A 14,509-nucleotide genomic window follows, 5' to 3' on the forward strand; every position below is an offset into this window, starting at 1 on the left:
TCATAATTATCCTTGCCTTTACCTGGATTGTATATTATGATTAAAATTATTATAACGGTGCTAGATTTTGAGGAGGTTGAATTATGAACACGGGGATGTTCAAACTTACTGCATTAGCAGCGTTATCGACAGCTTTCGGGATCGGTTTAACGGTCAACAATGCGAACGCCGATGATACTAGCAATGCGGCATCAACTAGCAGCACGACAGAACAGGTCGTTACGTCGTATAGTCAGAGCAAACAGGCGTTAGACCAGATGACGGTAACGGTGCCGACATCTAATGCTGCCCAGCAGAATGGTGAGGCTACACCGGTTAGAAATACAAGTAATGCGCAACAGATTAACTACCCAGCTAATTACAATTTAGATCAGCTGCGCAATGTTAGTCAGAGTAATCCGGCTTCTGTTAATAACTTTGACCAGGTTGCTAAACCGGGCCTTACTTTAAATAACTATCAGTCAGATCCAGCTTCAGCAAAGCAAGAGGTCAATGTAACTGATCTTAGTGACCAGCAGACAACGGATATTAATCATTATGCTCTCGACTTGGTCAATCAAGCACGGGCCCATTTTGGTGAAGGTCCGTTCATTCAGAATCAAGGTTCAATTAACACGGTCAAAGGGATGGCTTTGCAGTACCAAGATAAGAAGGAGTCATTGCTGAAGGAGTCCCGTGATAAGTGACATGACCAGAGTATCCTAAACGGTGATAGCGAAAACGTGACCGCCATGGAGGTTTACGCTGATAATAATCCTAGATTAAATAGTGTTGTACGGCCGTTTGCTACCGCCAAAGGTATCGATTTTGTCAATGATCGTATGCCGTTATTCAGTATCAGTAACATGGATGACCTCAGAGCAATGGTTTTCTATGGTGTTACCATGATGTTGTTTAAGGATAAGGATGATTATTACAGCCATGCACAGAATTTCTTGACCGCTCATCAGCCGATTATGTCGATGGCAGTTTATCCGTCAGTGATTGATGGTTTAGAAACAGCAAATGTTAGTGATGGTTCACATTTTACCTATCATGTTCACGTTGTGGATATGCACTATATCTGGGCTAGTGGACTAAATAGTGTCATTGGCTTCTTTGGTCGGCCAGACTCATTTGTCAACTATAGTAATCATGTTTACTACTATGGTCACGATGGTCGGCTGTATCAGAATCGTTTCTACACTAATTGGGGTCATAGTTATTACTTTAGTGATGATGGTGTAAGGGCAACCTCTGAGGTCGTCAAGGTTGGTAACGACTATTACTACTTTGATAATCAGGGGATTATGAAGACCAACTACTTTTTGAACCAAGGCGGGAAGGTCTACTACTTTGGCAACGATGGTAAGGAATATCGTGACCGCTTTTACAATAATTGGGGTCATACCTATTACTTCGGTGCAGATGGTGCCCGCTACACCAATCAGTTTTACAACAACTGGGGTCATACCTACTACTTTGGTAATGATGGTGCCAGGTGGGACAATCGTTTCTACAACAACTGGGGTCACACTTATTACTTTGGTAACGATGGAGCTCGTTGGGATAATTGCTGGATGAATGCTTGGGGTCACTGGTATTATTTCAAAGGCGACGGTGTCCGAGCTACCTCGGAAATTGCTAAGGTTGGCAACGATTACTATTACTTCGATAACCGGGGGATCATGAAGACCAACTTTTTCTTGAATCAAGATAGGAAGGTTTACTACTTCGGTAACGATGGTAAGGAATATCGTGATCGCTTCTATACCAATTGGGAACATACCTATTACTTTGGTGCGGATGGTGCTCGCTACACCAATCAGTTTTATAACAACTGGGGTCATACTTACTATTTCGGTGCAGATGGTGCCCGTTGGGATAACCGTTGGATGAACGCTTGGGGTCACCGTTACTACTTTAAGTGGGATGGTTCCCGGGCCACAGCCGAGTACTTCCCAGTAAATGGTGAAACTTACTACTTTGATAATCAAGGGATTGCGCACGACGATCCATTAGTCACTCAGTGGAAGAACCTGCTCAATGGTTATCACGGGCATAATGCCATGATCGCTATTCAATCCCAAAAGGACGGGATTGTTCGTGAGTACAACAATAACCCGGGTCACCGATACACAATGGCTAGCACGGTCAAAGTTGCAGTTTTGGCCCAGTTATTGCACAACACTAACGGTAACCTTAATGGATACCAGCAGAGTTTGGCAGCGCGGATGATCCGTAATAGCGATAACGCCGCCACAACGGAAATTGTTCGCAACTACCTCGGTGGGGTTAGTCGAATGCAGGACCTGTACAACGCTCTAGGAATGAGCGAGACTACGCCAGGTCCGGGAACCTCATGGGGATTGACAACAACGACAGCCACTGATCAATTAAAACTCTTAAATGAGATTTACATGAAACCACACTCCAACTACTTGAATGATCAATCACGGAATTACATCAAGTCACTGATGGGTTCTGTTAGTGGTGACCAACGTTGGGGAATTTCAGCCGGTAGCAGTCAGTACTACATTAAAAATGGTTGGCTGGCTTTGAGTGCACCATGGCCATGGTATGTTGACAGTATCGGCTTTATTCCGCAAGATAATAACAATGGTTACACGATTGCAGTATACACCGATAACAACATCCCAATGCAGGTGGGTGTAAATATGATCGAATCACTGGCTCGTGCAACTAAGAATATATTTAATACATTATAATTAACAGGGAAGGGCAACCATTGTATGATTGAGTGGTTGCCCTTTTATCTGGTATTATTAATAGTTAGTGAATTAAAGTTTAAGGTTGGTTTTATATGTCTAGTCAAAAATTCTACCATTGGTTGTTCTGGCCGTTGTTTTTCCTCATTATTGCAACGCTGATCTTTGTCTGTACCAAGATTCAATTTATCTTCAAGCCCTTTTTGACTTTTATCTCAGTAGTATTCGTGCCACTGATTCTGTCAGGCTTTCTCTACTATATGTTGAACCCGATCCTTAAGATAATGATGAAGATTAGGATCGGTCGTTTCCATTTCAACAAGGGAATCGCCAGCCTTTTGCTGGTAGTTCTGCTGATCCTGATCATTGCCGGGGGACTAGCCGCCTTGATTCCACCGGTGCTCAAGGAAGTTACCAGCCTGGTGACTCACCTGCCACAGACTGCTACAGGAATCCAACACTTGTTGAACAACACGATTCAACACTCGCCATTCAAGAATATTGATCTTAATTCTTATTATCGGCAGTTTGATAGTCAACTGGCCAAGTACGCTCAGCTGATCCTGAAAGGGTTGTCCTCACGGGTCGGCGACATCATCGGGATGGTCACCAATGTCACGGTTGTTACCATCACTGTACCGGTCATGCTCTTCTATATGCTCAAGGATGGTTCTAAGCTTGGTCCTAGTGTTCAGAAGTGGCTGTCACCGCATCATGCCAAGGAGGTTGACCAGCTACTGACCAAGATGAACGACACCCTATCCTCCTACATTTCCGGGCAGGTGATCGAGTGTCTCTTCGTTGGTGTCTTTACCTCGATTGGGTACCTAATCATTCATCAGCCTTTGGCCCTTGTTCTCGGGATTGTTGCCGGTCTGTGTAACATCATCCCCTACATTGGACCCTACATTGGAATCGCTCCGGCCCTGTTCGTTTCACTGACGATGGCGCCAAAGAAGTTGATTCCAGTGATCATTGTTGTCCTGATTGTCCAGCAGATTGACGGGAACATCGTCTACCCGAACATTATTGGGCGCAGTCTCAAGATTCACCCGCTGACGATTATTCTGCTCCTGTTGGCAGCGGGGCACATCGCGGGAATTGCGGGGATGATCCTCTGCATTCCAGCCTACGCGGTGGTCAAAACTGTCTGCGAATACTTCTTTGATATTTACCGGATCGAGCACCCGGTGGAGGAGAAACCAATAGAAAAATAGACAAATGGCGCTGACGGATTGCTAACAAAACTAGTAATTGGTCAGCGCCATTTTAATAATTAGATGGGAAAAAACAATTATTCCTCTTCTTCAATCTTCACATAGTTCCCCGAGACGTACTTCTTTGGCCCGATCTCATACCAGGTCAGCTGATCATTGTCACTCAGCTTACCGATGAGGGTCACTGACTGGCCATCGGCAACCTTGTCGACTGGGTTGCCATAAGGTGCGTCATAGACATCAACCGACTTACCAGGGATGTAGTCAATGGTGGCCTTAACGTTGTTGAGTCGAAGGACGGTCAGCTGGTTCGCCAGTCGTGAGGGGATCTTTTCCTTGTTGCCGAAGGGATTGTCGACGACGTGCATCTTCTCGTACTTGATCCACTGGTCGGAACCGATCTCATACCAGAACTCGCCATCCTTAGTGGCAACCCGCTGGAAGGCTTTAATGGTGATGCCCTGTGGCAGTGGCTGGCCGACTGGCATCCCCGCGACCGTATCATAAATTACGGTTGGCGCATCTAAGGCTAGGTACATATCGATGTCTTGAACCTCACCCCAAGAATGCTTCCGGTAGAATAGCTTGACGTTGCGCTGGGTCATATCAAAGGTTCCGCTGAGCTCACCCGTGGACTTGACAAAATCATAGTTGGGGAACTTCTTCTGGTCAACCTGGTACTCTTCGCCGAGCCGTCCCCGTAGTAATTGGGGAACGATCAGGTTTGCGTCCGAATCGATATCGACATAGTAAACCCAAATCGGGTTACCGGTTTTAAACTGTTCAAACATATTTCCACCCCATAAAAAATAATATTTTCTTTATTATACCGCTTTTTCCAAATTGACACTCGTCCGGCCAACTTTTTAATATCATGTTAAGACTTACAAATAGTCAAGACTGTGGCGATCTGTTAAAATTTAGCTATTCTAAGTGAAATGAGGGTAGGTAATGACACGACACCAGCGGATCCGGCGTAACACGACCCGGGCAATTTTCATGGCAATCATCATTCTCCAGGACCTAGTCCCGTTTTTCGGCAACATTCCCCTCGGCCCCTTGAGTATTACTACCCTCCACGTCACGGTTATCCTGGCGGCGATCATTCTTGGGCCAGGGGAGGGGGCCATCATTGGCGGCACCTGGGGTCTATTGACCTGGGTGCGAGCCTTTGTGGCACCGTCCAGTCCATTGGCCCCATTGGTCTTTACTAATCCGCTGGTAGCGATTTTGCCCCGGATAATGATCGGTGTGGTAGCTGGTTGCCTCTTCCGTTTCGTGCAACATTATTATCATTCGGAACGGCTGGCGGCGATCTTGGCGGCAGTTGCCGGAACGGTCACCAATACTGGCCTTGTCCTGGGGCTGATCTATCTTTTCTACCGGACCCCAGTCGTCGCCCAGGCCTATGGGGTCGACGTCAGCCATCTTTTGCCCGCCCTGTTGACGATCATGGCCACCAATGGTCTAGCAGAACTGATCTTAGCTGTTATTGTAGTGCCCCTAGTAGCTCTGCCCGTCCTGGAGGTGCGACGGCGATTATTATAAACAAAAGGCGTCCTTGCCGATAATTCGGCAGGGGCGCTTACTAGTTTAAATGGTTATTCAGCATGATCATCGCTGGCGTTGGTAGTTACCGGCATAGTAGCCGCCGTGACGGTGATATTACCATCCTCGTCGAGCTTAGCCGCCAGTTGCTTGACGTCACTGTGGTCAAGGACGTAATCGGCGATCCGGTCCTCAATTTGTTCTTGGATGACCCGCCGTAGCGGCCGGGCACCCATCTTCGGATCGAAACCAAGGTCAACCAGCTTGGCCTCAACGTCTTTCGGCACATCGATGTGGAGACCGCGATCGGCCAGCATTGTGTTGACGTCCGTGATCATCAGGTTCACGATCTTCATCAGGTCGTCTTTGGTCAGGGCGTTAAACTGAACAATGTCGTCGAACCGGTTTAGGAACTCTGGCTTGAAGTAGTTGGTCAGTTGGTCGATGATCGAGTGGGTGTTGCCCGTAGCCTCGGCACCGAAGCCGACGCTGGCTACCGCGTCCCCGGTTCCGGCATTAGACGTCATGATAATAATAGTATCCTTGAAGGAAACCGTTCGGCCTTGAGAATCGGTCAGGCGACCATCATCGAGGATCTGCAGGAACATGTGCATAACATCAGGGTGAGCCTTTTCAACCTCGTCGAGTAGGATCAGGCTGTATGGGTGCCGGCGAACCTGTTCAGTCAGCTGACCCGCTTCCTCATAGCCGACGTATCCTGGTGCAGCACCAATCAGCTTAGAAGTCGATGTCTTGTCCATGTATTCGGACATGTCGAACCGGATCATTGCATCCTTGGAACCAAAGAGTTGTTTAGCCAGCTGCTTAGCGGTTTCCGTCTTACCGACTCCAGTTGGGCCGACGAAGAGGAAGGAGCCGATCGGCCGACCAGACTTGTTCAAGCCAATCCGATTCCGCCGGATGGCGCGGGCGATCTTGTCCACGGCCTCGTTCTGGCCAATAACGTGTTCTTCCAGCTTCTTATCAAGGTCGCGGAGCTGGTTTTCTTCTTGCTTCTGCAGGTCGCCAACAGGGATGTTGGTCTTCTCCTCGACGATCTTCTGCATGTCGGCAACATTAACCGTTGCTGAGTCCTCGGTGTGGTTTTCTTCAGCAGCCTTCTTGGCCTTTTCCAGTTTAGTAACTTGGTCCCGATAGAAGGCAGCCTTTTCGTAGTCCTGGTTGTCGACAGCCTGTTGCTTATGGGCCTCGGCGGTGTGGATCTCGTTTTCAATCGTGTTTGGATCAGCCGTCTTCAAGGTCAGGTTCTTGCGGGAACCGGCCTCATCGAGCAAGTCGATCGCCTTGTCAGGCAGGAACCGGTCCTGAATGTAACGGTCAGAAAGCTTGGCAGCGGCGACGATTGCGTCGTCGGTGTACTTGACGTGGTGGTAGTCCTGATATCGACCCTTGATTCCGTTCAGAATCTTGATCGTTTCTTCGACGGATGGTTCGTCGACCTCAACTGGTTGGAACCGCCGGGCGAGGGCGGCATCCTTTTCGATCTTCCGGTATTCGTTGAGCGTTGTGGCCCCGATTAATTGGAAGTCACCACGGGCGAGGGCAGGCTTCAAGACGTTGCCGGCGTCCATGCCTCCTTCGGCATTACCGGCTCCCATGATCTCATGGATTTCGTCAATGAAGAGGATGATGTTCTTATTCTTCTGGACTTCTTGCATCAGCTGCTGCATCCGCTTCTCAAATTGACCCCGAATCCCGGTTCCCTGAACCAGGGAGACGACGTCGAGCCGGATAATCTCCTTGTTGGCCAGCTTCTCCGGTACCTCACCGGAGACGATTGACTGGGCAAGGCCCTCAACAACAGCAGTCTTACCGACACCGGCTTCCCCAATCAGGACCGGGTTGTTCTTGGTCCGCCGGTTGAGGATCTCAATGACCCGTTTGATTTCGTTATCCCGACCGATTACCGGGTCGATCTTGCCTTGCCGGGCCATATCGGTGAGGTTGATTCCGTACTGACCGAGGATGCCTTTGCCACCGCGGCGGCCACCTTGGCGTTGTCCTTGGGCACCAGCCGCCTGACCATTGGCACCAGCGGCTTGGCTTTGCATGTTATTCATCGCATTCATGAAGTCTTCGAGGCTTCCAAAATTGAAGTTATTCATTCCGTTCCCCCCGTTCATCATATTGGTTTGCAGGTTTTGTAGTTTTTGATAGCAATTTTGGCAGAGGTCAATTTGAACCCGCTGACCATTGAAATTCATTTGTAGGTGAATCGTCGCGGGATTTTGATGACAATTTTGACAGAGCATCTAATAAATACCTCCTTGAAAAGTATGGGTAAAGGTTCAACAAATCTTTTGACCTTTCTTGACCATTGATTTAATTATACTTACTTTTAGTCGTAACGCAAGTCAGAAGTCCTAACTTAAGAAAATCGCTAATGCTTGCCCACGTAAGTACTGGCTTATGACTACCTAAAAGTTTAGCACTCTTTCCTTTAGAATGCTAAAATGGGTACTGGTAAAAATGGTAATTATATATGGTAGAATTTTATGGGAGGTGATGATAATGGCAAATTTTGAACAGCAACTCGATGACCTGCGCGCCGGTAAGATCGATCATTTTGAGATCACACCGGAGGACTTTCAGGCCTTCCAGCGGGTCTACCATGCCTACCCATACCGGACCCAAATCGAAGGGAAGGCTAACATAGGCGGTAAGATTACCTATCACCTGCGTCAGCGTTGATGAATTTAATCTCCCGTGATCTTGTATTTAACGCTTACAATTGCTAAAATATACGTATCGAGGTGTATCAGAGGTGTATGCCGCTGATAATTAAGTAAAGCTCGAAGGAGACTGATTAAGTATGGAAAAACGTGATTTTACGATTACTGCTGAGACTGGTATTCACGCACGTCCAGCAACGATTTTGGTACAAACTGCATCTAAGTATGGTTCAGATGTAACCCTGTCCTACGAGGGCAAGAGCGTTAACCTGAAGTCCATCATGGGGGTTATGTCCCTTGGTGTTGGTCAAAACGCTGACGTTACCATCACGGCAAACGGTGACGATGAAAAGGAAGCCTTAGATGCCGTTGCTGAAACGATGAAGAAGGAAGGATTGACCGACTAATGTCTTTACTACTGGACGGGTTGGCAGCGAGTAGTGGCATTGCCATTGCTCCTGCCTATCGGTTAGTAGGGCCAGATCTATCCATTAAGAAACAGCATACAGCTGATAAGAATCATGAAGTCGCCCGGCTTCGTGATTCTTTTGCGTTAACCACCAAAGAATTGCAATCCATCCGTCAGCGGGCCCATCAGGAACTGGGTAAACAGGCAGCTGCGGTGGTGGATGCCCAGCTGACAATAGTGGATGATCCCGTTCTTCTTAAGAAAATCGAACATTTAATCTATGAACAGTCTGCTACGGCGGAGTGGGCGGTCAAGATGATTACCGACCACTATCTGGAGCTCTTTGAACGGATGAATGACAACGATTATTTGAATTCACGAGCCCTAGCGATCCGGGATGTCTACAAACGGGTGATCAGCCACCTGCTCGGGGTTAAATTGCCAGATCCGGCGGCCTTGGATCATCGAGCAATCCTGGTCGCCACCAATATCACCCCAACCGACACGGCCCAGTTTGACCGACGCTATGTTGCGGGACTGGTGACGGACTATGGTGGACGGACCTCACATTTCTCCATCATGTCCAAGACCCTGGCTCTGCCGGTAGTGGTTGGTACCCATACGGCCACCAAGAAGATCCAGGACGGGGACTTACTGGTGGTTGATGGGATTCACGGCAAGGTAATCGTGAACCCGACCGAGCAGCAGCTGGAACACTACCGTCTCCTTGCTGGGGAGTTTGCTCGTGAACAGCAGGCTTGGGGAATGTTGCGCGACCAGCACACCGTCAGCCAGGACGGCCGTCAGTATGAAGTGGCCGCTAACGTCGGTGCTCTGCGCGATATCACATTTGCCCGGGATCACGGAGCCGAGGGGATCGGCCTTCTGCGGACCGAGTTCCTATATATGGATCAGACCACACTGCCGAGTGAAGACGAGCAGTTCAAGGCTTACCGACAATTCGTCAGCGGGATGGATCAGCAACGGGTAGTGGCTCGGACCCTTGATATTGGAGGTGACAAGCGTTTGGGGATGCTCAAGCTGCCGCATGAGGATAATCCTTATCTGGGCTATCGGGCAATCCGGATTGGCCTAACCGAACCGACAGTCTTACGGCCTCAGCTGCGGGCCTTGCTCCGGGCGTCAGTCTATGGCCGCCTGGCGATCATGTTTCCAATGATTGCTACTCCTGAGGAATTTACTCGTGCCCGGGAGATCCTCGATGATGAGGAACGCAAGCTTAGTCGGGCTGGTGTAGCGGTAGCCGATAACATTGAGGTTGGGATGATGCTAGAGGTTCCATCGGCAGCAGTGATGGCTGATGTCTTTGCGCCCGATGTAGACTTCTTCAGTATCGGTAGCAATGATCTGATCCAGTACCTGTTTGCTGCTGACCGGGGCAATCCCCGGGTATCCTACCTCTATCAAGAATTGCATCCAGCAGTTCTCCGCTTGATCAAGCGGGTGATTGATGCCGCCCATGCTGAGGGCAAGTGGGTCGGTATGTGTGGGGAGATGGCTGGCAACCCGTTGGCAACGCCGCTTTTGACTGCGATGGGACTGGACGAGTTCTCAATGAACAGTAGCCAGATTCTACAGATCCGGTCCCTAATCAGTCACCTTAACAACCGTCAGCTCCAGCCCCTGGTTCACCGGGCATTGGCTGCCCATAGCGCTCGTGAGGTGAAGATGCTGGTAAAAGAATACGTGCCAATGTTAAGGAAAAATTAATCATTCAGGGCAGCGTGGAGATACGACATATTCTCCACGCTGTTTTGTTTTGGGCCCAGAACTTGTCAGTAAGGATATTTAATCTTAGAATGGAATGAAATGTCTTTTTGGCAAACATTCGCGTATAATAGAGTATTATGGCTAAATACGATTAAAAGGAGCAGTTAGTTTGAATATCGGTCTCTTTACAGATACATATTTTCCGCAAGTCAGTGGGGTTGCTACCTCTATTAAAACCCTTCGTGACGAACTGATTGCCCAGGGGCACCACGTCTACATCTTTACGACTACCGATCCGCAGGCTAAGCATGATGACATAGCCGCGGGAGTCTATCGTTTTCCCAGCATCCCCTTTGTTTCATTTAAGGAACGGCGGATCGCGGTGCGGGGCGCCTTTCGTGCGGTTAAATTGGCTAAGAAATTCCAACTCGATATTGTCCACAATCAGACTGAGTTTGCGTTGGGGATGATGGGGAAGCTGGTGGCCCGTGAACTGAAAATCCCCTGCCTGCATACCTATCACACGATGTATCAGGATTATCTCCACTACATTGCCAATGGCCATATTGTCAAGCCGCGAAACGTGGCTACATTTGTCCGTCTCTATATGAAGAGCATCGATGGGGTAATTGCGCCGAGTGATCGGGTTCTTGACACCATGCATAGCTATAACGTGACGTCACCGATCCGGGTGATTCCAACTGGGGTCAACCTTCGCGTGTACCAACAGCGCGATTCATCAGCTCAGGTGCATGCTCTACGACAGCGTTATGGCTACACCGACGATACGCCGGTCCTCCTTTCCCTGAGCCGGCTGGCTTATGAGAAGAACATCAATGCCCTGATTGCAGCGATGCCAGATATTCTTGCCCAGCGCCCAACTGCTCAGTTGCTGATTGTGGGAGCGGGGCCGGCCCGCCATACTTTGGAGCGCCAAGTTCGCCAGCTGGGTTTGACTGACCACGTCCAGTTTGCCGGTGAGGTTGATAATAGTGAAGTTTATCATTACTACCAGATGGCCGATGTCTTCGTGTCGGCATCTGATTCGGAGTCACAGGGCTTGACCTATGATGAGGCTCTGGCATCCGACCTGCCGATCGTGGTGATGCGGAGTAAATACACCGACGAGCTGATTGACGATCCTGCCATTGGAGTTAGTTTCCAGCAACAGAGTGAGTTAGTCCATGGGGTGCTGCACTACCTGAATCATCCAGGTGACGTAGAGTCCCACGAGCGGCGCCAAGCGAAGCTGCATTCGATTTCCGCAGAAGTTTTTGTCCAGCAGGTAGTTCAGTTTTATACCGACTGCCAGAAGGAACTAGCGGCCCGGCAGGCGGCTAAGAATCGGCATCGTTTGTTTCACTGATTAGGGAGGCATTATGCTTAAGATTACAATGTTTTCATCAGCAGATAAGGTTGCTGGTCAGGGGGTCGGCAGTGCGTACTTAGAGTTGGTCCACCTGTTGGAGAGTAATTTCCAGGATGAATTTGATATTGCGATCAACGAATACCGGCCATCGACAATTAGCCACTACCACACGATCGATCCCCGTTTCTATCTGTCGACCTTCTCTGCTAAGCGGGGTCGAAAGATCGGCTACGTTCACTTCCTTCCTGAAACTTTGGAGGGAAGCTTAAAGATTCCGCAACCGTTTCGCGGCCTTTTTTATCGGTATATCATTGCTTTTTACAAACGGATGGATCATCTGGTGGTGGTTAACCCGTCTTTCATTGATAAGTTGGTGGCATATGGGATTCCTCGGGAGCAAATCAGCTACATTCCTAATTTTGTCGATAGTGATCGCTTCCACCCGGTAACTCAGGATGAGAAACGGTCGCTGCGTGAAAAGTATCACCTGCCTCAGGACCGTTTTATTGTCTTTGGCAGTGGCCAGGTCCAGGAACGCAAGGGTGTCCCAGACTTCATCCAACTGGCCCGGCAGAATGAGGATGTCCAGTTTGTCTGGGCCGGTGGCTTTTCTTTTGGACGGTTGACGGATGGTTACAAAGAACTCAAACAGGTGGTGGATAATCCACCGGATAACCTGCGTTTCACTGGGATCGTCTCCCGCGATGAGATTGCTGAACTCAATGGGGCAGCGGACCTCTTCTTCCTGCCATCGTATAATGAGCTCTTTCCAATGTCGGTACTGGAGGCCTTCAGCTGTGGGAATGCAGTGATGCTACGGGATCTCGATCTCTACCATTCGATTATCGATGGGGACTATGAGCCCGCGGCAAATCTTGATGAAATGCAAATGAAGCTGACTCTGCTGCGCAACGACCCGGCTAGGCTGGCCCATTGGCAGCAACGAGCGCACCTAACCGCTCGGCGTTATTCCAAGGAGCACCTGGCAACGGTCTGGTATAATTTCTACTGTCAGCAGGCACAGGAGGAACAGACTCGTGAATAGACGAAATTGGTTGGTCTTCATTCTGATGATGTTGATCGGGGTGGGGATTATTGGTTATTCCCTCCGGACGGTTAATCTCCGCCTGCTGGTTTTGGAATTTAATACCCTGAATTGGGGATGGATGCTGGTAGCATTTCTCTGTATCTGTCTCTACCTGGGACTAGAGGGGGTCGTGGTGAAGATCTTTATGAAGGATCGTCATCGTGACTTCACCTGGAAAGACGCGTTACGCTTGCCTCCAATTGAGCAGCTTTTTAACGGAATTACCCCGTTTTCGACGGGTGGTCAGCCGGCTCAGTTGGTAGCCATGCTCCAGTCAGGGGTCGACGGGGGCCGGGCTAGCTCGGTCCTACTGATGAAGTTTGTGGTCTTTCAGGCGATGATTGTTATCAACTTCATCATTTGTCTGTTGATTGGTTTTCACTTTATTGAAGAGAAGCTGCACGCTCTGGCAATTCTGGTCCTTCTAGGTTTTTTAATTCACCTGGCCGTGATCGTAGGTTTGCTGATGGTGATGTATTGGTACCAGTTCACCAAGCGGGCAATGAATATCCTGATCCGCCCGGTGGCGATTTTCATCAAACCAGCCCGTTATATGAAGATGAAGATTCGACTGAATGAGATGGTGGACTCATTTTATCAAGAGAGCCTGAAGATGAAGAGTGAGTACAAAATGATGGGGAAAGTCTGTATTGTGACCTTGTTCCAGCTCTTCTTTTATTACACGATTCCATATTTCATCCTGTTGGCTCTTGGGGTTTACCACATTAACTTCATCATGGTAGTCAGTCTGCACGTTCTGATCTTTATGATTATCTCGCTTTTTCCGATTCCTGGGGGTGCTGGGGGTGCCGAGTACAGCTTCTCAGTCCTGTTTGCTAGTTTCGTTCAATCCAATACTAAGCTAGTCCTGGCGATGATTATATGGCGGTTGATTACCTATTACTTCGGGATGATTGCGGGGATGATTGCGTTGATGATCAAACCGGACCGGGTAAAAACAGAATAATGAATTTACCGCGGCATGCTCTTTAGAGATGTGGCGGTTTTTGTTTGACATGGATTAGTTGAAGCACCCGATTGAAAATAGTAGGGTAGAGATAGTGATTTGTTAGGGGAGAATGGAATGGCTGATTCACAGTTAATACAGATTATTCGAAGATTGGATGCAATGCGCAATGATCGGACCGGAAATCGACAACGCCGCACCTTTGAGCAGTTTGGTATCCCGGTGTGCGAGGTGACATATATTCGTGACCAGGATGAGTTTATCTATGTCCGGTTTCGGCCGCATGAACGCTTTCGTTTTGATGATCTTGACCTAGTGGCAATCGAGGTGTTCAATTGTCTTTACGACTTTCGCAATACTTTTTGATTTTTTAAGAAAAGGTATTGACGAATGATCGTGAGGTTGGTATATTATTACTTGCTGTTACGGAGAAGAGTTACTGCTGATTTGTAGCTAACTTATTTCTTCAAAATAGTTGTTGACAATGAATTGCTGATTTGTTAACATAATAAAGCTGTCTCGTAAGTTATATGAGATTGCTTCTTCCATCACTTGTTTTGATAAAAGTTCTTGACATAGAATTGATGGAATGATAATATTAAGAAGTTGTGTTTGGCAACTTGGTAGACCTTTGAAAACTGAACAAAGTTTTTGACGAACTAAATGTGTAGGGTCTTCAATCACTTCGGTGATTTGAAGCAAAACATTTGCGAAGTCAATTCGCTTAATTAATTTGATTTAGAGCTATTCAAGTTCTTATATTTTATATGAGAGTTTGAT

13 protein-coding genes are annotated in these 14,509 nt (G+C 48.2%); 11 read left to right on the forward strand and 2 right to left on the reverse strand.

Going from position 1 to position 14,509, the window contains the following annotated elements:
* Positions 1 to 83: 83 nt before the first annotated feature.
* From CK797_RS08585 to CK797_RS08595, 3 genes are all read left to right on the forward strand, one after another.
* A complete protein-coding gene (locus CK797_RS08585) occupies positions 84 to 686 on the forward strand; it encodes a hypothetical protein (RefSeq protein ID WP_104689326.1) in 603 nt (200 codons plus the stop codon).
* A 45-nt stretch (positions 687 to 731) separates the two neighbouring features.
* Entirely contained in the window at positions 732 to 2,708 is a 1,977-nt protein-coding gene (locus CK797_RS08590) for a serine hydrolase (RefSeq protein WP_225365049.1), read from the forward strand.
* 95 nt (positions 2,709 to 2,803) lie between these two features.
* Positions 2,804 to 3,925, forward strand: coding sequence for an AI-2E family transporter (locus CK797_RS08595; protein ID WP_104689328.1), 1,122 nt, complete (start codon positions 2,804 to 2,806; stop codon positions 3,923 to 3,925).
* Positions 3,926 to 4,002: 77 nt separating this feature from the next.
* Here CK797_RS08595 and CK797_RS08600 read toward each other — a convergent pair whose 3' ends face one another.
* Positions 4,003 to 4,716: a MucBP domain-containing protein gene (locus CK797_RS08600; protein WP_104689329.1), complete on the reverse strand. Its 714-nt coding sequence runs from the start codon at positions 4,714 to 4,716 to the stop codon at positions 4,003 to 4,005.
* Between the two features lie 160 nt (positions 4,717 to 4,876).
* On the opposite strand from CK797_RS08600, the gene CK797_RS08605 reads away from it, so the two are divergent.
* Positions 4,877 to 5,473 (forward strand): ECF transporter S component, encoded by a 597-nt coding sequence (locus tag CK797_RS08605; protein WP_104689330.1) that lies wholly within the window; start codon positions 4,877 to 4,879, stop codon positions 5,471 to 5,473.
* A 53-nt stretch (positions 5,474 to 5,526) separates the two neighbouring features.
* On the opposite strand, the gene CK797_RS08610 is transcribed toward CK797_RS08605, so the two are convergent.
* Positions 5,527 to 7,746, reverse strand: coding sequence for an ATP-dependent Clp protease ATP-binding subunit (locus CK797_RS08610; RefSeq protein ID WP_104689331.1), 2,220 nt, complete (start codon positions 7,744 to 7,746; stop codon positions 5,527 to 5,529).
* 259 nt (positions 7,747 to 8,005) lie between these two features.
* On the opposite strand from CK797_RS08610, the gene CK797_RS08615 reads away from it, so the two are divergent.
* The 7 genes from CK797_RS08615 to CK797_RS08645 all read left to right on the forward strand — a co-directional run bounded on the left by CK797_RS08615 (position 8,006) and on the right by CK797_RS08645 (position 14,095).
* On the forward strand, positions 8,006 to 8,185 hold the full coding sequence (locus CK797_RS08615) for a hypothetical protein (protein ID WP_412458033.1): 180 nt from the start codon (positions 8,006 to 8,008) through the stop codon (positions 8,183 to 8,185).
* 121 nt (positions 8,186 to 8,306) lie between these two features.
* The gene (locus CK797_RS08620) at positions 8,307 to 8,573 is read left to right on the forward strand and encodes a phosphocarrier protein HPr (protein WP_104689333.1); all 267 of its coding nucleotides are present in this window, start codon (positions 8,307 to 8,309) and stop codon (positions 8,571 to 8,573) included.
* On the forward strand, positions 8,573 to 10,306 hold the full coding sequence (ptsP, locus tag CK797_RS08625; RefSeq protein WP_104689334.1) for a phosphoenolpyruvate--protein phosphotransferase: 1,734 nt from the start codon (positions 8,573 to 8,575) through the stop codon (positions 10,304 to 10,306). Before CK797_RS08620 ends, ptsP begins: the two co-directional genes overlap by 1 nt.
* A gap of 169 nt (positions 10,307 to 10,475) precedes the next feature.
* Entirely contained in the window at positions 10,476 to 11,672 is a 1,197-nt protein-coding gene (locus CK797_RS08630; RefSeq protein WP_104689335.1) for a glycosyltransferase family 4 protein, read from the forward strand.
* A 13-nt stretch (positions 11,673 to 11,685) separates the two neighbouring features.
* The gene (locus tag CK797_RS08635; RefSeq protein ID WP_104689336.1) at positions 11,686 to 12,720 is read left to right on the forward strand and encodes a glycosyltransferase family 4 protein; all 1,035 of its coding nucleotides are present in this window, start codon (positions 11,686 to 11,688) and stop codon (positions 12,718 to 12,720) included.
* The gene (locus tag CK797_RS08640; RefSeq protein WP_104689337.1) at positions 12,713 to 13,729 is read left to right on the forward strand and encodes a lysylphosphatidylglycerol synthase transmembrane domain-containing protein; all 1,017 of its coding nucleotides are present in this window, start codon (positions 12,713 to 12,715) and stop codon (positions 13,727 to 13,729) included. The genes CK797_RS08635 and CK797_RS08640 overlap by 8 nt, the downstream gene beginning before the upstream one ends.
* Positions 13,730 to 13,846: 117 nt before the next feature.
* Complete coding sequence (locus tag CK797_RS08645; protein WP_104689338.1) at positions 13,847 to 14,095, forward strand: DUF1797 family protein; 249 nt, start codon at positions 13,847 to 13,849, stop codon at positions 14,093 to 14,095.
* The last annotated feature ends 414 nt before the right edge of the window (positions 14,096 to 14,509 follow it).

It is taken from the genome of Limosilactobacillus pontis (assembly GCF_002940945.1).
GTDB classification, from domain to species: Bacteria; Bacillota; Bacilli; order Lactobacillales; family Lactobacillaceae; genus Limosilactobacillus; species Limosilactobacillus pontis_A.